36 protein-coding genes are annotated in these 25,967 nt (G+C 36.4%); 32 read left to right on the top strand and 4 right to left on the bottom strand.

Features of this window, described 5'->3' with window-relative positions; all coding sequences use genetic code 11:
• Positions 1–117: 117 nt before the first annotated feature.
• The 29 genes from G3O09_RS14815 to G3O09_RS14675 all read left to right on the top strand — a co-directional run bounded on the left by G3O09_RS14815 (position 118) and on the right by G3O09_RS14675 (position 23,114).
• Entirely contained in the window at positions 118–570 is a 453-nt protein-coding gene (locus G3O09_RS14815) for an ArpU family phage packaging/lysis transcriptional regulator (protein WP_163102269.1), read from the top strand.
• Positions 571–688: 118 nt separating this feature from the next.
• Positions 689–2,005: a PIN-like domain-containing protein gene (locus G3O09_RS14810; RefSeq protein WP_163102268.1), complete on the top strand. Its 1,317-nt coding sequence runs from the start codon at positions 689–691 to the stop codon at positions 2,003–2,005.
• A gap of 190 nt (positions 2,006–2,195) precedes the next feature.
• A complete protein-coding gene (locus tag G3O09_RS14805) occupies positions 2,196–2,867 on the top strand; it encodes a DUF4145 domain-containing protein (RefSeq protein WP_163102267.1) in 672 nt (223 codons plus the stop codon).
• 26 nt (positions 2,868–2,893) lie between these two features.
• The gene (locus tag G3O09_RS14800; RefSeq protein WP_163102266.1) at positions 2,894–3,148 is read left to right on the top strand and encodes a hypothetical protein; all 255 of its coding nucleotides are present in this window, start codon (positions 2,894–2,896) and stop codon (positions 3,146–3,148) included.
• 584 nt (positions 3,149–3,732) lie between these two features.
• On the top strand, positions 3,733–4,449 hold the full coding sequence (locus G3O09_RS14795) for a hypothetical protein (protein WP_163102265.1): 717 nt from the start codon (positions 3,733–3,735) through the stop codon (positions 4,447–4,449).
• 59 nt (positions 4,450–4,508) lie between these two features.
• Positions 4,509–4,706, top strand: coding sequence for a hypothetical protein (locus G3O09_RS14790; RefSeq protein WP_163102264.1), 198 nt, complete (start codon positions 4,509–4,511; stop codon positions 4,704–4,706).
• Between the two features lie 54 nt (positions 4,707–4,760).
• Positions 4,761–5,549: a hypothetical protein gene (locus tag G3O09_RS14785; RefSeq protein WP_163102263.1), complete on the top strand. Its 789-nt coding sequence runs from the start codon at positions 4,761–4,763 to the stop codon at positions 5,547–5,549.
• A gap of 44 nt (positions 5,550–5,593) precedes the next feature.
• Entirely contained in the window at positions 5,594–5,875 is a 282-nt protein-coding gene (locus tag G3O09_RS14780) for an HNH endonuclease (RefSeq protein WP_163102262.1), read from the top strand.
• Between the two features lie 91 nt (positions 5,876–5,966).
• Complete coding sequence (locus tag G3O09_RS14775) at positions 5,967–6,359, top strand: P27 family phage terminase small subunit (protein WP_240338446.1); 393 nt, start codon at positions 5,967–5,969, stop codon at positions 6,357–6,359.
• The gene (locus G3O09_RS14770; RefSeq protein ID WP_163102261.1) at positions 6,356–8,077 is read left to right on the top strand and encodes a terminase large subunit; all 1,722 of its coding nucleotides are present in this window, start codon (positions 6,356–6,358) and stop codon (positions 8,075–8,077) included. The genes G3O09_RS14775 and G3O09_RS14770 overlap by 4 nt, the downstream gene beginning before the upstream one ends.
• 6 nt (positions 8,078–8,083) lie before the next feature.
• Positions 8,084–9,277, top strand: a complete 1,194-nt coding sequence (locus G3O09_RS14765; protein ID WP_240338445.1) for a phage portal protein — start codon at positions 8,084–8,086, stop codon at positions 9,275–9,277.
• Positions 9,270–9,863, top strand: coding sequence for an HK97 family phage prohead protease (locus G3O09_RS14760; protein WP_163102260.1), 594 nt, complete (start codon positions 9,270–9,272; stop codon positions 9,861–9,863). Before G3O09_RS14765 ends, G3O09_RS14760 begins: the two co-directional genes overlap by 8 nt.
• A complete protein-coding gene (locus G3O09_RS14755; RefSeq protein ID WP_163102259.1) occupies positions 9,838–11,094 on the top strand; it encodes a phage major capsid protein in 1,257 nt (418 codons plus the stop codon). The genes G3O09_RS14760 and G3O09_RS14755 overlap by 26 nt, the downstream gene beginning before the upstream one ends.
• 14 nt (positions 11,095–11,108) lie before the next feature.
• A complete protein-coding gene (locus G3O09_RS14750; protein WP_163102258.1) occupies positions 11,109–11,264 on the top strand; it encodes a hypothetical protein in 156 nt (51 codons plus the stop codon).
• A 12-nt stretch (positions 11,265–11,276) separates the two neighbouring features.
• Positions 11,277–11,570, top strand: coding sequence for a hypothetical protein (locus tag G3O09_RS14745; RefSeq protein ID WP_163102257.1), 294 nt, complete (start codon positions 11,277–11,279; stop codon positions 11,568–11,570).
• Complete coding sequence (locus G3O09_RS14740; RefSeq protein ID WP_163102256.1) at positions 11,557–11,898, top strand: phage head closure protein; 342 nt, start codon at positions 11,557–11,559, stop codon at positions 11,896–11,898. The genes G3O09_RS14745 and G3O09_RS14740 overlap by 14 nt, the downstream gene beginning before the upstream one ends.
• Positions 11,891–12,247, top strand: coding sequence for an HK97 gp10 family phage protein (locus G3O09_RS14735; protein WP_163102255.1), 357 nt, complete (start codon positions 11,891–11,893; stop codon positions 12,245–12,247). Before G3O09_RS14740 ends, G3O09_RS14735 begins: the two co-directional genes overlap by 8 nt.
• Positions 12,244–12,558 (top strand): hypothetical protein, encoded by a 315-nt coding sequence (locus tag G3O09_RS14730; RefSeq protein ID WP_163102254.1) that lies wholly within the window; start codon positions 12,244–12,246, stop codon positions 12,556–12,558. The genes G3O09_RS14735 and G3O09_RS14730 overlap by 4 nt, the downstream gene beginning before the upstream one ends.
• Positions 12,559–13,128: a major tail protein gene (locus G3O09_RS14725; protein WP_163102253.1), complete on the top strand. Its 570-nt coding sequence runs from the start codon at positions 12,559–12,561 to the stop codon at positions 13,126–13,128.
• A gap of 3 nt (positions 13,129–13,131) precedes the next feature.
• Positions 13,132–13,473 (top strand): hypothetical protein, encoded by a 342-nt coding sequence (locus G3O09_RS14720; protein WP_163102252.1) that lies wholly within the window; start codon positions 13,132–13,134, stop codon positions 13,471–13,473.
• Between the two features lie 219 nt (positions 13,474–13,692).
• Positions 13,693–16,344: a phage tail tape measure protein gene (locus G3O09_RS14715; protein ID WP_163102251.1), complete on the top strand. Its 2,652-nt coding sequence runs from the start codon at positions 13,693–13,695 to the stop codon at positions 16,342–16,344.
• A gap of 16 nt (positions 16,345–16,360) precedes the next feature.
• Positions 16,361–19,606 (top strand): DNRLRE domain-containing protein, encoded by a 3,246-nt coding sequence (locus tag G3O09_RS14710; RefSeq protein ID WP_163102250.1) that lies wholly within the window; start codon positions 16,361–16,363, stop codon positions 19,604–19,606.
• Positions 19,603–19,902 (top strand): hypothetical protein, encoded by a 300-nt coding sequence (locus G3O09_RS14705; RefSeq protein ID WP_163102249.1) that lies wholly within the window; start codon positions 19,603–19,605, stop codon positions 19,900–19,902. The genes G3O09_RS14710 and G3O09_RS14705 overlap by 4 nt, the downstream gene beginning before the upstream one ends.
• Complete coding sequence (locus G3O09_RS14700) at positions 19,902–20,129, top strand: hypothetical protein (RefSeq protein ID WP_163102248.1); 228 nt, start codon at positions 19,902–19,904, stop codon at positions 20,127–20,129. The genes G3O09_RS14705 and G3O09_RS14700 overlap by 1 nt, the downstream gene beginning before the upstream one ends.
• A gap of 15 nt (positions 20,130–20,144) precedes the next feature.
• Positions 20,145–21,284 (top strand): hypothetical protein, encoded by a 1,140-nt coding sequence (locus G3O09_RS14695; protein WP_163102247.1) that lies wholly within the window; start codon positions 20,145–20,147, stop codon positions 21,282–21,284.
• Positions 21,281–21,493: a hypothetical protein gene (locus G3O09_RS14690; RefSeq protein WP_163102246.1), complete on the top strand. Its 213-nt coding sequence runs from the start codon at positions 21,281–21,283 to the stop codon at positions 21,491–21,493. Before G3O09_RS14695 ends, G3O09_RS14690 begins: the two co-directional genes overlap by 4 nt.
• A gap of 80 nt (positions 21,494–21,573) precedes the next feature.
• On the top strand, positions 21,574–21,996 hold the full coding sequence (locus G3O09_RS14685) for a phage holin family protein (protein ID WP_163102245.1): 423 nt from the start codon (positions 21,574–21,576) through the stop codon (positions 21,994–21,996).
• Positions 21,993–22,682 carry an N-acetylmuramoyl-L-alanine amidase gene (locus tag G3O09_RS14680; protein ID WP_163102244.1) on the top strand — a complete coding sequence of 230 codons (690 nt, stop codon included), beginning with the start codon at positions 21,993–21,995 and terminating at the stop codon, positions 22,680–22,682. The genes G3O09_RS14685 and G3O09_RS14680 overlap by 4 nt, the downstream gene beginning before the upstream one ends.
• Positions 22,683–22,775: 93 nt before the next feature.
• Positions 22,776–23,114: a hypothetical protein gene (locus tag G3O09_RS14675; RefSeq protein WP_163102243.1), complete on the top strand. Its 339-nt coding sequence runs from the start codon at positions 22,776–22,778 to the stop codon at positions 23,112–23,114.
• Between the two features lie 29 nt (positions 23,115–23,143).
• Here the strand turns inward: G3O09_RS14675 and G3O09_RS22215 are convergent, their stop codons facing one another.
• The 4 genes from G3O09_RS22215 to G3O09_RS14655 form a co-directional block, all read right to left on the bottom strand.
• Positions 23,144–23,929, bottom strand: a complete 786-nt coding sequence (locus G3O09_RS22215) for a hypothetical protein (RefSeq protein WP_205439667.1) — start codon at positions 23,927–23,929, stop codon at positions 23,144–23,146.
• A gap of 276 nt (positions 23,930–24,205) precedes the next feature.
• Entirely contained in the window at positions 24,206–24,421 is a 216-nt protein-coding gene (locus G3O09_RS14665) for a hypothetical protein (protein ID WP_163102242.1), read from the bottom strand.
• 70 nt (positions 24,422–24,491) lie between these two features.
• Positions 24,492–24,755, bottom strand: coding sequence for a hypothetical protein (locus G3O09_RS14660; protein WP_205439666.1), 264 nt, complete (start codon positions 24,753–24,755; stop codon positions 24,492–24,494).
• Positions 24,755–24,949: a helix-turn-helix domain-containing protein gene (locus tag G3O09_RS14655; protein WP_163102241.1), complete on the bottom strand. Its 195-nt coding sequence runs from the start codon at positions 24,947–24,949 to the stop codon at positions 24,755–24,757. Before G3O09_RS14655 ends, G3O09_RS14660 begins: the two co-directional genes overlap by 1 nt.
• Positions 24,950–25,349: 400 nt before the next feature.
• On the opposite strand from G3O09_RS14655, the gene G3O09_RS14650 reads away from it, so the two are divergent.
• From G3O09_RS14650 to G3O09_RS14645, 3 genes are read left to right on the top strand one after another with little or no spacing between them, the layout of a single operon-like run.
• The gene (locus tag G3O09_RS14650) at positions 25,350–25,514 is read left to right on the top strand and encodes a hypothetical protein (protein ID WP_163102240.1); all 165 of its coding nucleotides are present in this window, start codon (positions 25,350–25,352) and stop codon (positions 25,512–25,514) included.
• A 7-nt stretch (positions 25,515–25,521) separates the two neighbouring features.
• A complete protein-coding gene (locus G3O09_RS22770) occupies positions 25,522–25,647 on the top strand; it encodes a hypothetical protein (protein WP_275898318.1) in 126 nt (41 codons plus the stop codon).
• Entirely contained in the window at positions 25,638–25,883 is a 246-nt protein-coding gene (locus G3O09_RS14645; protein WP_163102239.1) for a hypothetical protein, read from the top strand. The genes G3O09_RS22770 and G3O09_RS14645 overlap by 10 nt, the downstream gene beginning before the upstream one ends.
• Positions 25,884–25,967 lie beyond the last annotated feature (84 nt).

Here is a 25,967-nt window from a genome sequence, read left to right as displayed (position 1 = left end):
ATTCAGTATAACTCTTGAATCAAATCATAAGTGGAATATATTGTGAAAAAAATATGAATAAAAAAAGCCAAGATCTCTCCTGGCATAATTTGGGTACGAATAGTATATTATGGAGGGATGAAAGTGGGTCAATTATTCCTGTTACCTGAGATAGATAGAGAGAAAACAAAAGTTGCAGTGGAATCAGCCTTGGAAAAGTACCGTTATTTTCTCTTAACGATTCCAGAAGAAAGACTACCTAAAGTCACTGCTACTTATTCACTTGCTTCCGTTGCTCCTTCTAATCAATTTCATTCCTCTACAGAACAAGCAGTAATCGATAAAGTTGATTATGAACGGGAACGTGAAGAATATATTGAACGGATCCGCAGAGCTGTGAATCGGTTAAGTTACAAAGAACGAGAGATAATCATTAAACGTTACCTGGAAGATGAAGAGGTATTTGATTATGAAATATACAATGAGATTGGATATAGCGAAAGAAGGTATTATCGGTTAAAAGCACGAATATTTTATAAGCTTGCTTTTCTGTTAAAAATTGAGGTTTATAAGAACGAAGAGCATCCTTAATGGGTGCTTTTTGTTATATAATGGAATTATCGCTTTTTTATAGAATGTAAATATTTTATTTTAAGTGATATTCTTGAATTATAGTCAAATAATATTTGTTTAGTAAAAGGAGAGAAAAATGAAGTCATCATTCAATGATTTTTATGGATATTCAAAAGAGAATATCAAAGAATTATGGGAGCAATGTATTTTTGTATTTGATGCGAATGTTTTATTGAATCTTTATCGTTATACAGAGCCTACCAGGGAACAATTATTGAAGATATTTGAACAACTAAAAGATAGAATTTGGATTCCTCATCAAGTTGGACTCGAATTTCATTTTAATAGAGCAACTGTAGTTCAAGATCAATTGGATTCATATGAAAGCATATGTAGATCTATTGAAAAAAAATCTGTAAAAATAATCAATGAATTAAATGATGAACTTAAGGATTACAAAAAGAGACACCCGAGAGTTAATGTTCCTGGGGTCATAGAGGAAATAGAACAATCTTTTAAAAACCTTATAACTGATATTAAAGCATTGGAAAAAGATCATCCGAATTACTTTAAGAATGAAGACGATAAAATTTTACATGAAATTACAGAACTATTCTTAGATAAGATTGGTTCTAGTTATGACCAAAATCGTTTGAATAGCATATATAAAGATGGAGAAATGAGATATAAATCCGAAATACCTCCGGGATATGAAGATTTAAAAGAAAAAAAAGGTAAGAAAAAATTCTACAATAATGTTTATATACATAGCGAATATGGTGACTTAATACTTTGGAATCAAATAATTGATGAATCACTACAGAAAAAAAAGCCAGTTATTTTTATTACAGACGATGAAAAGGAAGATTGGTGGTCAATTGTAAAAAATAGAAAAACAATTGGACCAAGAGTTGAATTAATTAATGAATTTAGATTGAAAACTACTTACGACTTCTATATGTATAAAACAGATAGATTTATGAATTTTGCAATGCAGTACCTTGATGTAGAAAATAACCCTGATGCAATTCAGGAAGTAAAAGAAGTTCGTGAATCAAGAAAGTTAGATCCTCCAATCGAATTTTTTAATTATTATAAGGAAATGTTTGGTTCAGAGTATCCAAATCTAAATGAAAATGATTGGTTAGAATTTGAGTCCATGTACGAAAGAGAAGTTGATCCAGACGACCCATTCGATCAAGTATCTACTGAAACGGTATTTAAATGGGCAGGAATTAGAGATTTTGAGAGAGCGCTAGATCACAACTTAAATAAGGAAATTGAAACTAAATATAAAATTGACGACATAGTTTTGCATCGTAAGTGGGGAACTGGAAAAATAATAGAAGTCCGTGGGCAGGGACAAGCTACTCAAATATTGGTTGACTTTCCTAAAGTAGGTAAGAAAAGATTATTAGCACATTTTGCTCCACTTGAGAAAATAATGTATTAAATCTGCAGAAGTGGCAGATAAATGGCAGAAAGATGGCAGAGCATTGGGTAATTTATGTGTTAATTTTATATTATGAGTAATTAAGGAAAGACGGCACTTTGATTTTAAGTGTCGTTTTTGTTTGGAATTAACAGGAAAAATCCTCCTTTTTGTCGAATATACAAAATAATTAACAAAAAGGAGAAATAATATGACCAATAAAATTTACTCATCAAAATCTATTATATGTCTTCATTGTGGAAATGAGACAATAATGGAGGTTTCAGCAAAAGTTAATGAAAAAGAATATGAATATATGTATGATGACTACCATGGAGAAGATGTACCTGTAGCTACGTATTATACAACATATACCCTATACAAATGTCCAGTTTGTTCCAAAATCACTTTAAAATCTGTTGAAGCGTTTGACGCAGACACGGATCACAGGGGTAGAGTAAATGAATACGAAAATATACTATACCCTGTCCAAACTGGGGATTTAAAGTTTGTTCCTGAAAGAATTAAAGGAGCATATGAATCAGCATTAAAGACAAAAAACGTGGATAGAGTAATGTGTGCAATAGGACTAAGACGCACTTTGGAGATGCTTTGTCATGACCAAGGGGCAGAAGGTAGAACTCTATACAATAGATTAGTTGATTTATCTGAAAAAGCTATTATTCCTAAGGTTTTAGATAAAGTATCCCATCTAATAAGGGATTTAGGAAATTCAGCAGCACATGCTGAAGATGTCGAGTTTGATATGCACGTAATAAATGATTTGATTAGGTTTACAAGAATTATCTTGGATTATGTTTATGTTATTCCAAAAGAATTAAGGAGAATACAAGAACAGTTCGATCTAAATGAAGAAGTATAATTTATGAAAGTGAGGGATTGAATATTATGGATTATAGATTATTTAACATTAAAGAACATCATGTTGTTGAAATTGATCAATTTGTAAACGCAATCGAAAGTGATGAAGTTGAAAAAGTTTGGATATGGGAGATTTACATTGCATCAGATGGACAAGGGAACTATAGAGGCAAGGCTGTTGAGAGTTCAGGAGAATTTGAAGTGCCTTGGACAGAATTAAGTGACGATGATTTAATTCAAGAGATGGTAAGTCACTGTCAAATAATGACCTTACAAATATAAATATTAATATTAATATTAATCAAAGCACTCATATTTTGGGTGCTTTTTCTTTTTACTCCACATCTGCTAAACGTGGTTGAATGACAATCAATCACTTCTCCTCGATGCAGTAATCCCAGCTGCTAAGGAGTGGATCGGGACGGTTACCATCTACCACAGTGAAGATGTTTGATTTATAAAAGCAACTGATGGCCCAGCCGTAAGGGAGCCTGCAAAGGTACAAGCCTGATAAGCTGGTATGACTATGCACCTTCAATAGTTTTTATATGTCTAATAAAGAAGTGTCCGCTAATTAGACTTGTGTTAATGGGTGTATTCGAAGGACTAATTAGACGTGTGTGCTGACCGCTAATTAGACGTATGTGCTGACCGCTAATTAGACGTGTGTAAATTTTTTTCCTTCATTATATGAAAAAGTACTAAAGAAAACATTAAAGAAAACATTAAAGAAAACTACTAGCAAATACATTTGCTAGGGTGATAGATTAATTAATTTAATGAAGGATCCCAAATGATAGGTGCTTACTATTAAAGGAAATAGTCAATTTTTGTTGAAATATACAATCTGAGGAGGGGAAATGTGAGTGGATAAAAAAATGAGAAGAGAATTATTGGTAATAATATTATTGATAATGGTTGTTTTTCCTATTTTAATAAATTTATTAATGTTTATTCCATCTTTTAAGGTAGCCGGTGATGAAAATACTTGGATTAGCTTACTAGGAACTTTTTGGGGTGCCATAATCGGTGGAGTAATTGCTGGTATTTTAACTTTATTAGGGGTACAAAGAACAATTAAGCACAATGAAGAAATAAAAGAAAAAAATGATTTTCCAGCAAAAATACATAGACTAGAAAAAGTCTGTTTTTATTTGGATGATATTTACGAAGAAGTTATGGTTTTGTTATCAAAAACTGAAAAAGGTTATCAACCTGGTTATTTTTTTACTATCGTTGATAATCAACTTTATAAGCAACCTTATTTCTATAAATATACTGATGAATTATTTGAAAAAATTGGTTCGGAGTTAGTGTACGTGGATTCTTATTCATATCGCGAATTCTTTCAATTTAGAAAAGAAATAAATGATCTTTTTAAAACGGTGATGGGTGACATAAGTATTAAGATTTGGAATTTTAGTCAGAAAGATAGTGAAATTAGTGAAGACTTCAATGATCTTTATAAAACTTTTTTAGAAAATGAGTTAGAATATATTTCCTCCATAGGGCACTGTTTAGGCCAATTTAAATGGAAATTATCTGATCATTATCTTAGTTTAGTAAAGAAAATGGATTATTAAATTTCAAAAAAGCATCCAGTATCCTGGGTGCTTTTTATTTTTTATATGAGGTGATTGACATGAAGCTATCTGATCATCTTAGCGTTAAACAGAAGAAGGAAATTCAAAAGCTATCTGTATCTAGGAAAGAGTGTCCTGAAAGGAGGAAATTTCTAAAAGAGAAAGAAGAAAAGCTAACCCAAAGAGATTTAGAGGAACTGATGGGGACAAAACGTGATACTTACAAGAGAGTGAAAGGGGCAGTGAGAAGAAAATAATTTGCAGGAAAAAGTCTCCATTTGTCGAATTTAGTATTTTGAAGGAGTGGAAAAATGAAAAATAATCAACCGAAAATGATTAATCAGTTGCATTTAATATATCCATTAATAATTGCGGCTATTTCAATGGTATCTTTGTCTTCGTTTTATTATGGTGGTGGAATTAAAGCAGGAGAAATGGTTTCTTTTGCGTCAACGCTATCCTCTATTATTCTTTCAGTAATTGCTATTATAATGACAATTGTTGATGTTGCAGGACAAAGAAATACAGTTTCAGATTTAAAAGAAACTGCTGATAAATTAGAAAAAAACTTAATCAAAACTAATAATGGAATAAGTGAAATTTCAGATTTGAAGGATCAATTGTTAGTTTCGATGAATAACATTGTTAAGAGTAATTTAGAAGTGACAAATGAAATCATTGAACTAAAAGAGAAATATAGTAAAATACAGGAACAAGGAATGGAATCTAAATCTAATACGGATATATTAGCTGATTTAGATACATTAAGTAATAAGATTAAAATGAATAATAAAATTATTGTTCCAGGACATTTCCAGAACGGTAGTTATATTAAATCACATGTAAGGACGTATAATGAGGAAAAAAATCAAGGAGTAAAAGTTGAAATAGAGGTACCAGTAGGATTTAACGGAGAAAATTTAGACGCACTAGTTAACAATATCATTAATAATTTCAATGTTTCTGAAATAGAAATGCCTCAACTACAAAATGGATTACTAACTATAAAATTCATTCCAAGATATGAATGGGATCCAGTAATATTCAGGAATATTTGCAAAGCCCATAATTGTACTTTAAAGACTAAAACTCAATACTAGATTAGCACCTCATTTAGAGGTGCTTTTTTATTGGAGTGATTAATTTGTCTAACTTTTACAAGACACCCAAGTGGAAGAATAAACGAGCCAACATATTAAAACGCGACGGATATCGATGCCAAGAATGTAAACGATATGGTAAGACAACAGAAGCAACAACCGTACATCACATTAACCCATTGAGAGAGAAACCAGAGCTAAAGCTAATAAACTGGAATCTCATTAGCTTATGTGGTAATTGCCATGATAAGATGCATGACCGAAATTCAGATATTTTAACGGCTTTAGGTGAATTGTGGAGAGAAAGAGTATCCCCCCTACCTTGAGAAATTCAGATTGATTCATTGGGGACCGAAGGGGGGAGCCTTTTCCAATAGAGCGACTTTTTCAATATTCAAAAGGGGGTGTAAAAACATCGTGGCAAAATTATTATCGAAAAAACAGTTGAAAAATCAGACTATAAAACAGATGGAACATTTGGGTGTTTATAAAGATGATTATGATCAAATAATCGATATTTATGTTGGGATGTTGGCACAGTACCAGGCTTTTGAAAAAGCGTTCGAGGATTGTGGTTATCAAATCTCTGAAGAGTACACCAATAAAGCTGGTGCCACCAATGATCGTAAGACACCTATTTATTCTGCAATGGAATCGCTGAGAAAAGACCTTGCAACCTATTCAAATATTTTATGTATCAATCCAAAATCATTTAATGCTATTAAGAAACCAGATGTACCTAAGCGTAAACCAGAACAAAAAAGCAAACCCAAATCAAAATTACAGTTAGTTTTGAGTGATACTTCATGACAGAATCATATGCGAATTATGAATTAGTAATGAACTTTGCAAAAAGCATTATGGAAGGAACCAAACTTGCAAACAAAGAACAGATGCAAGGGTGCCAGCGCTTTTTCAACGATTTGAAAAACCCTGAATACGACTTCAATCCGAAAGATGCGGAGTTTGTAATTGGAATCATTGAGAAGACTTTCGTACATGCTCAGGGTGAAATGTTAGACGGCACACCTTTAAGAGGAACACCGTTTCTATTGGAACCCTTCCATAAGTACCAAGTATATAACCTATTAGGTTTTTATCATAAAGGCACCACTATTAGACGCTTTAAAGAAGCGTTTATTTATATTCCACGGAAAAATATTAAAACAAGTTTTGCTGCTGCTCTTGCATGGGCTTTAGGTCTGCTCAATAGACGAAGCGGAAGTAAAGTTTATATTGTAGCTGCCGCATTGAAACAATCTCTAGAAAGTTTTAACTTTATTAATTTCAACCTTGGTCAAATGGGAGAAAAGGATAACTTCCGTGTAATTGATAACAACCAAGAACACTCTATTGCTGGAGACTTTGGAGATGGATCGCTTTACATTCAAGCACTTGCAGCTAACCCAGATAAACAGGATTCCTTAAACTGTAATATTGCCATCGCGGATGAGCTACACGCCTACAAAACACCGAAACAATACAACATCATCAAAGAGGCTATGAAGGCATATACCAATAAATTGATGATTGGGATTACAACAGCCGGGGATGATATGACGAGTTTTTGTTATCAAAGGCTTCAATACTGCAAGAAGATTCTTGACGGTACCATAAAGGATGAAGCTTATTTTGTCTTCATTGCAAAAGCTGATGAAGATGAGAAAGGTAATGTGGACTATACGAGCCCCATAGAGCACCAAAAAGCCAATCCGGCATATGGAGTATCCATTCGTCCAGATGACATCTTGAACGACGCTCTACAGGCCCAAAATGACCCGCAACAAAGGAAAGACTTCTTAGCTAAGTCATTAAATATATACACTTCAGCAATTCGTGCTTACTTCAATTTAGATGAATTCAAATTATCTGATCGTCAATACAATTGGACACTTGCTGATTTAGTGAAGTTAAAGATTGATTGGTTTGGTGGAGCTGACCTTTCAAAGATGCATGACTTAACTGCTTCTGCCTTATATGGCCACTATCAAGGAATTGATATAGCTATCACACATGCGTGGTTCCCAGTAGTAGCAGCGGCTAGTAAAGCTGAAGATGACAACATCCCTTTATTCGGTTGGAAAGATGACGGATGGTTGGATTTGTGTAATACCCCTACAGTTAATCATTCAGATATTGTGAATTGGTTTGTAGCCATGAAGCAAAAAGGATTCAAGATTAAACAAGTAGGATTTGACCGAAAGTTTTCTCGGGAATTTTTCCTTGAAATGAAAAAGAAAGGTTTTGCCATGGTTGACCAACCGCAATATTTTTATAAAAAGTCTGAAGGCTTTAGAAGAATTGAGAAAAAAGCGAAGGATGGGAAATTTTATTATCTACATTCCCAAGCTTTTGAATATTGTGTTCAAAACGTATCAGCGGTTGAAAAGACAGACGATATGATCCAATACGAAAAGGTTATGCCAGAACATCGGATTGATATTTTCGATGCCTCTGTATTTGGTGCTATTCGAATGTTGGAGAATATAGAAAAAGCCAGTAGTGCAAACCAATGGCTGAGAGGATGATGAAATTTGAGCCGAAAGAAAAGAAATAAAAACAAGATTAGGTCCGAACCTACAACATCAACAATTGGATTATTTATGGCAGGTGAAGATAACTCAATATTGACACCTGGTTATACTCGTTTATCTGATAATCCGGAAGTTAGGATGGCCGTCCACAAGATAGCTGACTTGGTTAGTACCATGACCATTCATTTAATGAAAAATACTGATGATGGAGATATCAGAGTTCGTAATGCACTTTCTCGTAAAATTGATATTAACCCCTACAAGCTCATGACAAGAAAAGCATGGGTATACAATATCGTCTATACTATGTTGCTTGATGGGCGAGGGAACAGTGTAGTTTTTCCGAAGGTCAGTAACGGTCTAATTGACGACTTAGTTCCATTGCAGCCATCCAATGTGAGCTTCATGGATACAGAAGATGCATATCAAATTTTGTATCGCGGTCAATCGTATGGATATGACGAAGTATTACATTTTACAATCAATCCAGATCCAGAACGCCCATACATCGGCCAAGGTTTTCAAGTTGTGCTTAAAGACATTGTTACAAATTTAAAACAAGCTTCTAAAACTAAGAATAGTTTTATGTCTGATAAGTGGAAGCCATCTGTAATAATAGCGGTCGATGCTATGACGGAAGAATTGGCTAGTGAATCAGGCCGTGATGAGATACTTAAAAAGTATGTTTCTGAAACTGGTGGAGGGAAACCTTGGGTAGTACCAGCTGACTTAGTTAAGGTAGACCAGGTTAAACCATTATCATTAAATGATTTAGCTATAAATGATGCAGTACAAATTGATAAAAGAACAGTAGCGGGCATATTTGGAGTGCCGGCTTTTTTTGTTGGGGTTGGGGATTTCAAGAAAGATGAATTCAACAACTACATCACTTCCACTCTTCTTCCCATAGCAAAAGGAATGGAGCAAGAATTAACAAGGAAATTACTTTATGCTCCTGACTTATATTTTAAATTTAATCCTCGTTCACTTTATGCCTATGACATTAAAGAGCTCGCAGATGTTGGAGGGGATATGTATGTTCGAGGGATAATGCTTGGAAATGAAGTAAGGGATTGGTTGGGGATGTCGCCGTTAGAAGGACTAAACGAACGTGTCATACTTGAAAACTATATACCAGCTGGCATGATTGGTGATCAAAAGAAACTGAATCAAGGAGGTGATGGTGATGACTAGAGATAACCGCCAAACTAGGAGCTTACAAACAGATTTAAAGACTAGAACAGAGCAAGATAATGACATGGTGATTGAAGGATATTTTGCAGTTTTTAATTCAGAAACAGAATTGTGGAGAGGAGCTTTTGAAGAAGTTGCTCCAGGAGCTTTTGAAAATACTCTCAGCAACGATATTCGAGCTTTAATCAATCATGATACCCGTTTTGTTCTTGGTAGAAATAAAGTTGGAACACTGGAATTAAAAACAGATAGTCGTGGACTTTGGGGAAGCATCAAGATTAACCCCAATGATTCAGATGCAGTAAACCTTTATGAACGTGTTAAACGTGGTGATGTGGATCAGTGTTCATTTGGCTTTAACATCATTAGTGAAGAAACAGATTTTCGTGAAGATGGAACAATCAAATGGACCATAAAAGAGATAGACCTTCATGAAGTTTCGGTTGTTACTTTCCCTGCCTATGAAGACACAGGGGTTCAAGCTCGTAAAGCAGAAGTCGAGCAGCACGAAAAAAGAAAGATTGACCTAAGAAAAAACCAGTTAAGGGAGAGATTGAAGAATGGCTCTAAAACAATTAATGCTTAATAAAAAAATTGAACAAAGAAAATCAGCTTTAAATGAATTACAAAAGGTGGATGAGGACTTTGAGAGAAGATCTCAAGAACTTGAGCAGTCTATTAATGAAGCTGAGTCCGAAGAGGAAGTATCCACCGTAGAATCAGAAATTGAGAAATTAGAAAATGAGAAAAGCGAACATGGGCAAAAGAAATCAGTCCTTGAGGTTGAGATTGCCGAGCTCGAGGGAGAATTGGAGCAGTTAAATAGTAAAGTACCAACTAAACAAAAACGTTCAAATGATAAGGGGGCAGTTGAAGGTATGAATAAATTACAAGTAAGAGAGCTTTTAAAAACAGGTGAATACTACAAACGTTCTGAGGTAGCTGATTTTTACGAGCAATTTAAAAACTTACGAGCTGTTACTGGTGGAGAGTTAACTATTCCAGAAGTTGTTGTAAACCGCATTATGGACATTATGGGTGATTTCACAACACTTTACCCTTTAGTTGATAAGATTCAAGTTAAAGGAACAACTCGTATTTTAGTAGATACAGATACGACAGCAGCTACTTGGATTGAACAATCCGGTGCACTTGCAACTGGAAACGTTGGAACAATTACAAATGTGGATTTTGACGGATTTAAAGTAGGTAAAGTTACTTTCGTTGATAACTACTTGCTACAAGATTCCATCATTAACTTAGATGCTTATGTCACTAAAAAGATTGCCCGCGCGATTGCTCTTGCATTAGATTTAGCCATATTAAAAGGTACCGGCGCAGCTAACAAACAACCGGATGGAATTATTCCACAAATTCCTGCTGAAAACCTAAAAAACGTTCCTTCGAATGCTAAATTAGTTGAATTTGTAAAACCAATTGGATTGATTGACAGTGGGGCTGATAGTGTTGGTGAAATCGTCGCTGTTATGAAACGTTCAACATACTACAATCGTTTCCTAGAATTTAGTATCAATGTTAATGCACAAGGTGAAGTGGTCGGAAAACTTCCCAACTTGAAAAACCCTGATCTATTAGGATTACGTGTAGTCTTTAATAACAATATGGATGATGATAAAGTGCTTTACGGTGATTTTGCCCAATACACTTTAGTTGAACGTGAAAGCATTACGATTGATAATTCAGAGCATGTAAAATTTGTGGAAGACCAAACTGCTTTCCGTGGGAAAGGTCGTTTTGATGGTAAGCCAGTGAAAAAAGATGCTTTCGTTCTAGTAACGATTACTCCAGCAGTATAGGAGGGTGACTTTTTATGAAACATGAAGTAATAAAAGATTTCTTTGACAAAAATACAAATGAATTTTATCCAGTTGGTTCAGAATATGAAGCAAAAAATGCAAAAAGAGCAAAGGAATTGCAGGCAAATGGATTCTTGAAAGAGGATGACCAGAAACAGCCTAATGAATAGGCGGTGTATTATATGGATGATCTGATAAAAGAAACTTTACTTAGTTTATTAAAATTGGACTTGGGCATCACTCACAATTTGAGAGATGCCTATTTTAATAATCACTTAGAAAAATCCCAAAATGAAATCGAGAGAGAAGGTATCGTTTTGAATTTTTCTAGTGTTGATGATCAAATGTTAGTTGTGGATTATGCTGCCTGGACTTATCGGAAACGCCAAGAAGACGTCCCTCTTTCAAGGAATTTACGGAGCCGATTAAACAATCGAATCATTAAGAAGGCGGGGACTGTAGATGCCGTCACTTAAATCAAATATCGGGAATGCAAAGCACATATCACTGGATGATGTGTGCTTTTTAATTTCCGTCTCTTACACTGAAGATGAATTAGGTCAACCGATAGAGACTGAAACAGAAAGACAGGTTTTTGGTTCAAAATTAAGCATTTCTCGTGCAGAGTTTTCTGCAGCTGGTCAGCTTGGTCATAAGCCACTGATACTGTTAATCATTGATTCGGATGAATACGACAAAGAGAATAGTTTGAAGTATGAAAATCAGAATTATAGAATTTACAAAGATTTTATGCGAACAGATGGATTTACAGAGCTTTATTGTGAGGTGAAAAGTGGTGGTTAGGATTGATGATTTATCTTCCGAGATTTCTAAACAAGTAGCTTTATATACAGCAGAAGTCGAGGAGCAAGTTGAACTTGCCAAACAAGAAGTCGCGAGAGATACTGTTCTTCATTTGAAGCAAAACAGTCCTGAATTAACAGGTGATTATAAAAAGGGTTGGAAACTCAAAAAAGAGGGCAATCGAGTCATCGTCCATAACCAATCTCACTACCAACTAACTCACTTGCTTGAATATGGTCACGTAAAAGTTGGGGGTGGGCGTGTTCCAGCTGTCGTGCATATTCGTCCTGCTGAAGAAAAGGCGATTAGTGACTTTACCGAGAGAGTAGAGAAGGCGATAAAATCATGAATTTAGCTGAATTGAAACAGATATTAGATGCTACAGGCCACACTGTGGCTTATTCACATTTCACAGCTCCACCAAGTCCCCCTTACGTTTGTTATCTAGTCGCTTATTCATCTAATTTTATTGCTGATAACAAGGTATATCATAAGATTGATATTGTTCAAATTGAACTTTACACAACTAAAAAAGATCTTGTGGCTGAAGGTAAACTTGAAAAAGTTCTTGATGACAATGACATTCCTTATGAATCCACTGAAACTTTTATAGAATCAGAGAAACTATTTCAAAAAATATACGAAGTGAGGATGATATAAATGGCTGAAAATAAAGTCCAATTCGGATTAAAAAACGCACATTACGCAGTTGTTACCGAAGGTGTTGACGGTTCTTACACTTATGGAAGCCCTGTTAAATTCCCGGGGGCTACAGCGTTAACCCTAGAACCAAAAGGTGAGACAACAGATTTTTATGCGGATGATATTTTGTATTATTCAGCGTCTACAAACCAAGGATATGATGCTACATTAACTGTTGCTGCAATCACAGAAGCATTCCGAACGGATGTATTAGGGGAAATTTTAGACGCAACAGATAAGGTTTTGACAGAAAAAAATACAGCAAAACCAAAGAAGATAGCCTTGTTGTTTGAATTTGATGGGGATGTAAAAGCAACAAGACATGCCCTTTACAGTTGCTTTGTTTCTCGTCCAGGTATTTCAGGAGGTACGAAAACTACTTCTGCTGAACCTGGCACAACCGAATTGACACTTATTGCTGGACCGCGTCCAGAAGATGGAATTGTAAAAGTTTCAACAACTGCTGGTACAACAGCTGGTATTTATGATGCCTGGTATTCAGCAGTATATGAAAAAGCAGGTGCTTAATACATGGAAAAAACATTAGTAATCGATGGGAAACAAGTTCGCATTAAAAGTACAGGAGCTACTGCTTTACGTTATAAAGCACAGTTTGGTAAGGACTACTTATCAGAGATCTTAAAACTGAATGCTCTTGGGAAATTAAATGTCGCAAATTTAGAAGCGAATTCACTAGATGGCGTTGACTTTGAAGTGTTCTACAATATCGTTTGGACAATGGCAAAGTCAGCAGATTCATCCATTGCAGACCCCATTACTTGGTTAGATGGATTTGATGAATTTCCATTGTTTGATATTATCCCTGAATTGCAAGATATGATCATGTCTACGATTCAAGGTAAAAAAAAATAGAAAATAGCGAAGGGCAAGAAACGAACGAGGAATTTTCCACGGAAACGTTTCTTGCCCTTTGTTATCGTTGCAAGCTCACACGAACGGATTTAGAGGACATGACCATAGGTATGTGCCTGGATTTTATTTATGAATATTTGGAATTGCAAAAGCCTTCTCAAGAAAAGACCAGAAAAGCGAATCAATCAGACTTTGATTCTTTCTAAGTGAGGTGAGAATATGGCAGATAGAATTAAAGGAATTACCATAGAGCTTGGTGCAGATACGGTTGGTTTAAATAAAGCTTTAAAAGATGTGAAAGGTCAATCTATAGCCTTACAAAAAGAATTAAAAGATGTAGATCGTTTGCTGAAGTTTAATCCCGGTAATACAGAAGCCCTAGCACAAAAACAAAAGTTATTAGCCGATCAAGTTGCTAATACTACCCAAAAATTGAACATGTTAAAAGATGCTGAACAACAGGTGCAAGCACAGTTTGCTAAGGGTGAAATTTCAGAAGCACAGTATCGAGCATTTAGGCGTGAAATTGAGTTTACAGAAGGTTCTTTAGATAAGTTGAAAAAATCCTTATCTTCTCTTGATGACGGGAATGAACTGAAAAACCTTGCAAAAGATGCAGAAAACGCTAAAAAGTCTGTCGGAGACCTTGGACAACGAATGCAAGATGTGGGCGGTAATATGCAATCGGTGGGCACAGATATTGCCACTTCTTTTGGTGCTGGAGCATTGGCTATTGGGGCAGGATTAGGAATTGCGGTAAATAAGACCATGGATTTTGAAGCACAACTTTCGCGTGTGGGTGCCATTGCAGGATCAACAGATACAGAATTACAAGCTTTAAGGGAATCTGCACTTTTGTTAGGAGCAAGTACTTCGAAGTCTGCAACAGAAATTGCAATGGGACAGGAAGCTCTAGCTGCACTTGGATTTACCACTTTGGACATTCTTGGTGCAATGCCTGGTGTTATTTCTGCTGCTGAAGCATCTGGATCTGATATGGCACAAACAGCCGAAGTTATGGCTTCCACACTCAATATCTTTGGATTAGAAGCTAGTAAAGCAACAGATGTTGCAGACATCCTTGCCAAAACAGCTAATATTTCCGCAGCAAACTTAACTGATATGCAGTATGCCTTAAAATATGCAGGACCCCCAGCTGCTTCATTAGGGGTAAGCTTAGAGGAATTATCCGCATCCATCGGAATCATGACCAATGCAGGGATGCAAGGGGAACAAGCTGGTACTACATTACGTTCAGCACTTCTTTCTCTTTTATCTCCTTCAGAAGAAAATTCAAAACTCATGACAACGATGGGAATTGCCGTAACAGATGCAAAAGGAAACTTTGTAGGACTGTCTAACCTAATCGATAACCTTACGAAGTCCATGGAAGGGCAGACGGAAACTCAAAAAGCTGCTACATTAGCCTCTTTGGTTGGAAAAGAGGCAGTATCCGGAATGATTTCATTAATGGCTGCTGGTCCATCTGAAATTGATAAGATGACAAAAGCTCTACAAGAAAGTGGTGGAGCTTCTGCCGAAGCAGCAGGGAAAATGAAGGATAATCTTAAGGGTGCAATGGATGAATTATCTGGATCATTCGAAAGTATGCAAATCAGTATTGGAAATGCTCTTGCCCCTGCTATTGAATCGGTGGTTGCATTACTTCAAAAGTTAACGGACTTCTTCAACGGATTATCTCCAACCATGCAAAGCTTTGTTGCAATAAGTGCAGCTGTAACAGCAGTAATATTAGGTATCGTTGCTGCGATTGGTATTGTAATTGCAATAGGCGGGAGTGCCGTTACAGGGTTTGGTGCGCTAATGACAGCAATGGGTGGTACAGCTGTGGTTACTGGTGCGCTCGGTTCTGCATTTGCAGTGATTACGGGTCCTATCGGTTTATTAGTTGCAGCAGTAGTTGGACTAATCGCTATTTTCGTAGCTTTATATAAAAATAATGAAGATTTTAAAAATAAGGTCAATGAAATTTGGACCAGTATTCAAAAATATTTCAAAGTGGCTTTGGATTTCATCGGAAATATCGTGAAAAAGGTAATGACAGAAGTACAACAGTTTTTTGGAGATACCCTTGGAAGAATTAAAGCTTTCTGGAAAGAAAATGGCGATCAAATCATGGTGATAGTGAGCTTTTTCATGAATTATATAGGCTCACACATAAAAATGGTAATGGGAATTATTCAAGGTGTTTTCCAAATGGTTTGGCCCATCATTACGGGTGTTGTAAAAATTGCTTGGGAAACCATGAAGCTTACCATTAAAAATGCACTTGATATTATCTTGGGTGTCATTCAATTTTTTGTGAAGGTTTTTACAGGAGATTGGCAAGGGGCATTTGATACGATCAAACAAACTGCTGAAAATATTATGAATAACATAGTAAATACATTCAAAAATATTAATCTCCGTCAAATTGGTAAAGACATTGTTCAAGGATTGATTGATGGTATCAGTTCTATGATTGGTGCAGTTATGGATAAAGCACGTTCTATTGCCGATGCAGTTAAAAATACTATTAAGGGCGCATTAGACATTAATTCGCCTTCAAGAGTTATGCGAGAATTAGGTGGATATGCAGGGGATGGGTTACGTCTCGGATTAGAGGATTCTGTAAGAGGCGTTATGTCTATGTCTAACAAACTAGCAAATGCTGTTGTTCCAAACATTACTCCAATTCAGACTCCAAGCTCCCCTTCATTAAATACTAGTAACACGAACTCCCAACCAGCTATCATTCAACTTTTGTTGGATGGTCGCATCGTAGCTGAACAGACCTATCCAGACATCAACCGATTATTACATCGTGATATGACCATTGCCAATAGAACAGGTGGCTCATGGCAGAAATAAAAAGGGGGTGAGAAACTTGCCTACACAAACTTTTAAAGTTGGGGAAATGCTGAATAAAAGAACGGAAAACAGTAAGACCTGGATGAATTTTGATGGATCTTATACTACGGAAATTCATCAAGATATTGTCCATTACCAGGACGAAAACTACAATCTCCAAAATATTAATACTGATCTGTATGATGAAGCAGATTTTGATGAAATAGATTTCCCTGTCGCAAAAGATGGGGATTCTTTATTTTATGAGTCCAGGGATAAAGCAAAGGAAGACAAAAGGAAGAACCGTCTAGACCGAGATAAGTTTGATTTTCAAGGACTGAAAGTGCCCTTCGAATGTAAAATTCCTCGAAATATCAAAAGAGGATACTCCATTGGGAAAGGGCAAAGTAAGCTGAAGTTTATTCCTGTTGGTGCTTCTACATCAAAGGGTTATGTTGAGGGAAACAAAATCACCTATCAAGATGTATGGAATGATGCTGATCTTGTTCTTGAAGTATTACCAACAGGTATCAAGGAAACTATCATCCTTAAATCAGAACGTGCGCCTATAGATTTCTCTTTTGAGGTACAAGGTGAACTAAGTGAAGAACTGAAGATTCAGCCCCCTTGGTTAGAGGATGCAAACGGGGAAAAGAGAGATGTTCTTCAAGGCGTTAGTGAGGTTGATGGGAAAGTTCATTTAAGTCTTGCTGCCGATGTAACGGGGCTAATTTATCCAATTGCGATAGATCCAACAGTAACCATTAATACAAGTTCTACGAGTGGGAAAGACGCTTGGTTGTATTCGGGAGATTCGAACAATCATTATGACTCACTAAGTATTGGACTACCACCATCAGGCGGTACATTTTACGAGTCAAGGTCAGCACTTATGTTTGATTTGAGTTCTATCCCATCAGGTGCTGTGGGCATCTCAGCAGATTTGGAATTATATGGGACAGGATATGTCAACAACTACTTATTTGTGTTCCAACAAGTGTGGATATCATTATTCAGCGCGGTATGGTCAGAGAATACAATTACATGGAACAACAAACCCAGCGTGACCGTCAGCGCGCTAACTACCTACACTGGAAATCCAAGCAATAGTGGTGTGTCATTACACAAATTCAGTGGGTTACAAAGCTATATAACAACATTTGCAGGACAAGCGGAAAATCCGGGATTCATGCTATGGATTGGTGAGTCACCGCAAAACTATTCCCAAGACTTGAATTTCTTTTCGAGGATAGATTCTAACCCTTCATACAGACCTAAATTGGTTGTGACATATAACCAACCCCCAACCGCACCAACCTTAACAGCACCAAACGGTGGGGAAACTTGGAATAGTTCGCATACAGTTACATGGAATAAATCAACCGATCCAGACCCTAACATTAGTTATTTCGGCCCTTTTTCACAGTCCGGATCTACATTTACTTGTCATGCAGGAAACCATCCAACCCAAACGTTTAAAGCGACAGCCAATGCTTTATTACAAGTAATTGATATGTATGGCCATAACAATAGTGGGGGTTCATATGTCGTAACCGCGAGTGTTTACACCCTAGCAGGGAATGGCACTTTGCAGACATTGCTAGGCTCAAGGACTTTTACGGTTACATCGAGTACAGGTCTAAAGATTTTGACATGGGATTTCTCATCATTAGGCATAGCTTTGACTAATGGGCAGATGTATGGTATGAAACTTTCAACAACTGATATTAACGGGATAGATTTGCATTATGGGCAAACATATGCAGATGGGGCGCTTTACAATGGGGCATGGGTTGTAATGTCCTCAGATTTATCCTTCAGAATTGGGATAACAGTAGATGCTATGCAGTATCAAATTCAACTAAGCACCAATAATGGATCATCGTGGAAGAATATCATAGCACTAACATCGGTTGGCGTAACTAATTATCTTTATGATTTCATCAACGAGGCCGAAACAAGCACCGCAAAAATTAGAATTAGGGCATATGATGGGAGCGCATACGGTCCGTGGGATGAATCAAACGGAGTGTTCACCATTGTTCATAACCAAGCACCAACAGCACCAACGAATATTAACCCACATAGCACAACGATTGATAGAGCTATACCTAACAGATTTTCATGGCAACATAATGACCCGAACAGCAATGACCCACAGTCGAAGTTTACGATTCAATGGAGGTTGCAAGGAACTTCAACATGGAATGAATTCACCTCAAATACTATCAATCAATTTTATGACTTTGTGGCAAATAATTTCCCTAAAGGGACAATAGAGTGGAGAGTCCAAACCTATGACCAAGCAGGACTGAGTTCACCTTATTCATCGATTGCAACATTCGTAGCAGGTGAAAAGCCAACCAAACCTACAATCGTTGCACCTGGGCCATCTGTAGCCATAGCTAATCCAACAGTCCAATGGTCTTCTGTTGATCAAGTAGGATTTTCACTTAAAGTAAAGAACAGCACTGGAACTCCAGTCTTCGATATAGAAAGAACTAGCTCTAACAAAGCTGAAACGATTACCTTCCCTTTAGCCAATCAACAGAATTATGATATTGAGCTTAAAATTAAAAATGCTGATGGTCTATATAGTGATGCATCCATTCAAACTATATCCGTAAGCTACACTCCACCTGCCATTCCGGATATTGCAACGGTTAAAGGGGATAGTTTTATCCAAATCAATATAACAGATCCGATTCCTTCTGGAACACAACCTAATGTCTTGTACCATGATATCTACAAGGAAGTGAATCAAGAATTCGTCCTTGTTGGAACGAATGTCCAGGAAACATTTCCGGATTATCAAGTGGCCAGTAATGAAATTGCAAGGTATTTTGTTCGTACTCATGGAGACAATGGAACATTTGTAGATACCATTTCTTTCACAGAATCCATTTCTTTCAAAGGTGTTTGGCTGCACATCATTGATGAACCAGAAGAAACCAATCATCAGTTCATATTGGATGGGGATGGACGTTCTTCCAGGTGGGGTTTAGAAAGCGCGGTTCATAAATTCCAGGGTAGAAAAAGCCCTGTCATTGAAACAGGATTTATGGAAGAATTTTCAGTGAATTTTTCTCTTCAAATTTTATCTCTTGAAGAGAAGATGGCTTTGAATAAAGTCACTATGAGTGGACAAACCGTTTGCTATCGTGATGGCCGTGGGAGAAAAGTATTTGGAATATTTATAGATATGCCAATGGAAGACGAAAGATGGGGATATTCTACAAGTCTTTCTCTCATGAAAATTGATTTTAAGGAGGGAATAGAATGAGTTTAGTAGATGCATTGATTGCACAAGGTATGATGAATAATGCAGAGTTTACAAGGCAGTTGATTGAAATTAAAAGTCGCGTAGCCAATACTCCAGAAAGACAAGCGATTCAAACCCTACAAGATGTAATGGGAGCCATGCAATTTGTTGATGAGTTCACGTTACAAGAATCCATTAATACAAAAACCGATACACTAGCTATGAAAGATATAGATGATTTTACTTTGCAACAAGTAATTGATATAAACACTCGTTTAGCTGATGTAGAAACAATAGTAAATGGAGGTAATCTATAATGCCAGTAGAAGCAACTTCTCCAAATTATCCATATGACCAAGAAGGATGGTTTGAGTCTACACAGGATTATTACTGCCGAATGAGCAAATACGGTTTCAAACCTACTGATCCTAAGTATCTTTACATTATAGAACAGGGTAAATGCGCATTTGTTGAAGGAAGCACTACACAAAGGGGTTTCCAAAAAGAATATGCTGATTATAAATCTAGCACTTCACCGTATTAAGAGGTGATTTTTTTTATGCAATCCTTAGAGAAAAATGGATATACAAAGAAAGAGATTATGGATGTCCTACATAGCAGAAGAGGCCCTAGGAAACTTCGCTTTCGATATGATTTGTTGGACAAACAAAATCGTTTCATTAAAACTCTTAACAGTGTTCTGTCAGGGGAAGTCTCTATGGACTCCCTGGCAGATATTAAAAGGAAGGCTCGGTTTACCATAAAAGATGATGGCAGCATAAACTTTTTCTCGGATCGGATTCAACCGTTTGTAGAGATTGAAATTCCTACTTTGCGAAGGCACTCTGAGATGATACCAAAATCTTGGATTGCCTTTCCTTTAGGTATCTTTCTCTTATCTTCACCTACCAGGAAAGACCAGACAAATGGTGTTTTCCGGGACGTGGATGCCTATGGTGGATTGGTCATTTTAAGAGACGATAAGTTTGATTCAACCTATGTCATTCCTTCAGGGACGAAAGTATATGATGCCATAATTGCCTTGTTATTAAGCGCAGGGATTGCCTCATATAATATCGAATTTACGAATGCAGTCCTTCAAAGGGATATTGAATTTGAACCAGGGAAAGAAAAACTGTATGCTGTCAATGAACTGCTTCGGCAAATCAATTACACCCCCATTTACGATGATGTGAATGGTATTTTTACGTCTGCACCTTATAGAAGTCCAGCTGTAAAGGCCATTGACTATACCTATCGGGATGATGATGCATCTGTAACTTTTCAAGGAATGGAAGAAGTTTTAGACTTATTTGAAGTTCCTAATAAGTGGGTGGTCGTGTGTTCAAATCCTGAACAAACCCCTATTGGTTCAACCTATATAAACGAAAACATGGATAGTCCATCATCAACCATTAATCGAGGACGGACCATAGTGGATTATCGGGAAGTATCGGACATTGCAGACCAAACCACCTTAGATGCATATGTCCAGAGGATTGCATTCGAAGCCTCACAAGTGTATGGAAAGATCACTTTTGAAACAGCTTTAATGCCTATGCACGATTATGGGGATATTTTAGAAATCGACTATTCACCCTTAAATATTATGGGAAAATACAGCGAAACTTCTTGGACAATGCCACTTGCCATTGGTGGGAAAATGAGACATGAAGTTCGAAAAGTGGTGACCATATGAATGGGTTTACTAACAACCCGATAGATAAGGAAATTCATCTTGCTAAAATTGATCCCACGTATACCAATGGTCGACCTAAGGTCATTTATGACAAGGACATATTGTCAGGGGAATTGAGTAAAACCTTACCCTATTTAGCAAGTTACACACCTTCAGCAAATGACAGAGTCATGGTGATTAAAGGTGTTATCATTGGGAAAATCATTTAACTAGATTCCAAAACTATCGCATTATCAGTCTAGCTCCGAGCCTATCGGGGCTATTTTATTTAGAAAAGAGGACTCATTAAATGTGGGATAATTGGACATTCGGAATGAAATTTGTAGGCGTTTTAGGGACAGCAGTTGGAACAATATGGTCAGCCATTGTTGGTGCTCTTGGCTGGTCCATTATAGGTCTAGTTGGTTTAATGGGAGCAGATTTTGCCACGGGCATGTTGGCAGCTTCCATAAAAGGGGGAACAGGTCTACAAAGTTCGGTAGGACGTGAAGGGTTCAAAAAGAAATTGGGCGTTCTGATTTTACTTGGGGCCGTTTTTTTAATGGAGAAAATCGTATTCAAAACAGAGCACCTGGGGGATGGAGTAGCCATTGCCTACATGATTGTTGAATTCATTAGCATCACCGAGAATCTTGGGAAAATGGGCGTTCCATTAGGCCCCGTGAATAATATCATTGCTGTTCTTAAACCCAAAGGAGAGGGTAAGAAATGAGTAAGATATTTTGGGATAAGGGTCATGGAGGGAATGATCCAGGGGCCGTAGCAAATTGTTTATTGGAAAAAGTATTAACCCATAAAATCGTTGAATATGCCATGGCCTATTTGGATTTACATTTTACGGACTTTGAACAAAGAACCAGCCGGACGGATGATCAAACAGTCGAACTGGATAAAAGAGATGACCTTGCGGATAATTGGGGGGCTGATGTATTTGTTTCTGTCCATATCAATGCTGGTAAAGGCAAAGGATTTGAATCCTTTGTTCATCCGAATGCAGGAGCTTCCACCATTGCTTTCCAAAACGTCATACATGCGGAAATACTATCCACCATGAGGAAGTTCGATCCTTCTTTGATGGACAGAGGGAATAAAAAGGCTAACTATGCGGTGGTTCGTGAAACCAAATGCCCGGCAGTCCTGACCGAGAATCTTTTCATTGACTCGACCGATAATAAATGGTTGAAGAATGAGGATTTCATAAAAGCCGTGGGGGAAGCACATGCAAGAGGGGTCGCTAAGTATTTGGGTTTGAAAGAGAAGGAGAAAGAAGCACCTAAACCACCAAATGGCAAAAAAACCATTCATAAAGTTCAAGTGGGAGCTTTTGCAGATATTAAAAATGCTGAAAAACTTGCAGCTGAACTAAAGAAAAAAGGATATCCAGCAGTTGTGACATGATAATAAAAAATAAAAAGTGATTATTCTAAAGTATAAAGTTATTTCATACCTTGTATTAATTGTTATTACTATTACTATAAGGTTGGTGAAATAATGAAATTCGAGTTAGAGGAAAAGTTACAAACATTAACTGACAGGTTGACTAAAGTTTCAATAGAGACAGAATATGAGTTAAAGAAAAACAATGAACAAACACAAATAGTTGGTAAATTAATTTTAAAAAGAGAATGTAAATACAAAAGTAGAGTAACTGAAGTAATCGACCATTTTCCTATTGATATTACTATTTCAAAAGATTATATTGACGATAATGCCGACCCATTACTAAGTTTCGTGAATCCCAGTTTTGAGTTCAATGAAGAAATTACAGTTGTAAAATGTGATCTTGAAATAACAAACATAAGTAAAAAACAAGTTTTTGATGTATTATAAAAGCCCTTCCACTTGGAGGGGCTTTTTTATTACTTACCTACAAATTGAGGATTAATGAAGGTAATAGTATCAGCAATTGTATATACATTGTTATAACTGAAATTGTCAAAATTTATTTTTCCTAATGTTTCATTACTATAAGTTACATTAACAACTTCGCTTTCTTCGCCATTCCCATATTGATCTACCATTTCGAAGGTTGCTATTACATTAATTGAATTTACTGTTAGCTTAGTATTCTTTATAGCCTCTAAAACGTCAGTAATATCCATTTTTACTCCGCCAACAATTAAACCTTCTGTTAAATTGTCGTCAGCTTTAAAGTTAAGTATGATGTTACCTTTTTGGTCAATACTTAAAGCTGTAATTTTTTTACCTTCTCGGTTTGACTCCTTACCTAAAACTTTTGTAACAGCTTTGTTCAGTTTATATTGAGGAGTTTCCTGTTCTGCTTTCTTTTTAGCTTCTTCCTCAGCTTTTTTCTTTGCTTCTTCGTCAGCTTTTGCTTTTGCTAAGGCCAAGTCTTTTGCCTTTTTCTTATCTTCTTCTGCCTTTTGATTGGCTTCTTTTAGCTTAGCCTCTTCATCTTTTTTCTTCACTTCATCAGATTTTGTTTCTTCTTTTGGAGAGGAACTTGCAGTTTCTGTTGCAACTGTATCATCAAATGACAAAGCAGCAATCAACAACACGAAACATCCTCCAGCATATAACATCATTCTTTTAGATTTTCCGGATTTCTTTAATCTGGAGAAAAGAGCCATAAATAAAAAAACAAAGATACCAATAAAACTTAACACTCCAATAAACATCCACATATGTAATTTCCTCCCATTAATTAATCTATGATAATTATGACATAGTACCTATAAAAAAAATATAGAAGAAAATTATTAGGTATAAAAAAAGCCATTTCATAATGAAATGACTACGTTATAGTTTTTTTTATTTTTCCACAGATTCCTTCTTGTGTGTGGATAAACTTCTTATTAATCCTGGCAACAAATGTTTTTTTACTGCTGCGGCTAATTTTTCTGCTGGAACAATTATCATTTAATCACATCCAAAAAAAATACCTCCCAAATAGGAGGCTATTATTCTTTTGCTATTCCCAAACTCCAATTGATCCCTTGAATAATTTCACAGTTTGGAAATTCTTGTTGCAATAGTCTGCGTATTTTCTTGTTCTCTATTTCTAAATCTACTTCAGCCTGGTTGATGTTCTTCAGCGTTTCTTCTCTCGTCTTACCTGCTTCTACAAACCCTAAAGATGGCACATAAATAAAACACTTCTTATCTCCAATTTTCATACGTATCCCTCCTATTCAAAGGAATTAGACACGATTTTTGATAATCCTCGTAGCACTTGTGACGGATTTGTTAAAACGGTAAATTGTCTTTAATGACGGGTTTGATTTGTCTAACTAACTCCGTGATATCGTGTTCCTCGTTATACACTACTTGAGTAATTTCCGTTTCTCTGTATCCTGTTTGATGTTTTATCTTCTGAATCCATTCATATGCAATAATACCCACAGTCATATCAGGATCTTCTTTAAAGTCTTTACTATTTACAGGGAACATCCCCTCACTTCTTTGTTTGTTACCTTCAATGTTTAAATGGAGTCTTATATGTACTTCCACTATTCTTCCACCTCGTATAGATCATCTACTTTAACATTCAGTATCTTCGCTAGTTTATATGCCTTAGGTATTGGTATGTAACTCTCCATTAATTCATAATTCCGTAATTGTTTTGCAGTTATTTCTAATTGTTGTGCTATGAATTGCTTCTTGAATCCACGTTCTTTTATGAGTTTATCAATATTACATTTCATTTTCATCACCTTGTAATCATTTCTACAAATCTCTGGTTAATCCTTTGTGAAATAATACTTCGCAAAAAACGGAAGAAATATTTCTTATGGACAGGCAATATTGGGCGTTCGGTACATATGATGGGATTAAGAACGGTAAAGAGGGGGTGTCGGTATGAAGGAATGTAGTGTGTGCGGTCAAGAGAACTGTATGTCTGCTTATTGCCAGTATGAGCGTGAAGAAAAGAACGAAGGCAAGTATGGATGGGATATTGTGGAGGATTAACGTATAAGCATCTTAAAATCGATATTTCAAGGGTATGCAGAATCACCGCACAACAAAGAACGACTACGCAAGAATGAATATGCAGCACTTTCCAGCTCTCCTTTTCTACATTCATCTGAATACTTAAAAGGATTAATGGAGGATGGAAACAAAGTAGAAAATGAAATGATATTAGATCACTTGTATAAACATGATGCTTGTTACTTCACCTGGAATGAAGACGGAGAAGAAAAAAGAGATCCAATTGAATCGTACATGAACATTGAAAAGGAAATCATTGATAAGTATTGGAAAGGGTGAGAACAGAATGACGATTATCATGTTTTGTGCAGCAATGTACCTGGCTTATTCAATTGGTTCAGATCGAGGATATGAATTAAAGGAAAAGCACATCAAAGAAGCAAGAGAGGGAGTTGATGAAATGTGGAAGTGATCCCCTTTAAGGTGTTCATGGCTAAACCTTCACTGACAACCATGGTAGACGGAGGGCTTGTATTCTTCGGTGGATTAGGAGTTTGTCTCATTGGATTGGTGATCTTAGAGAAGTTTGGCTATCAGCCGAACGAAAAGGCTCTCCGATGGCTCATGTGGTCTGGTATTCTTGCAAGTTTTACTTTCGCAGTACTAACGAACGGTCTATGGGGGTGGATAACAGGTCTATCATGGTGACGTAAAAGTGATGGAACCAGCGGACAATTGATGATCATTGGATATTTTGGAATATTTTTAGTGCTGATGAAGAGCGACAATCCT

Source organism: Peribacillus alkalitolerans (assembly GCF_010882125.1).
GTDB classification, from domain to species: domain Bacteria; phylum Bacillota; class Bacilli; order Bacillales; family DSM-1321; genus Bacillus_BN; species Bacillus_BN alkalitolerans.
This window is presented reverse-complemented; position numbering and strand designations above follow the sequence as displayed.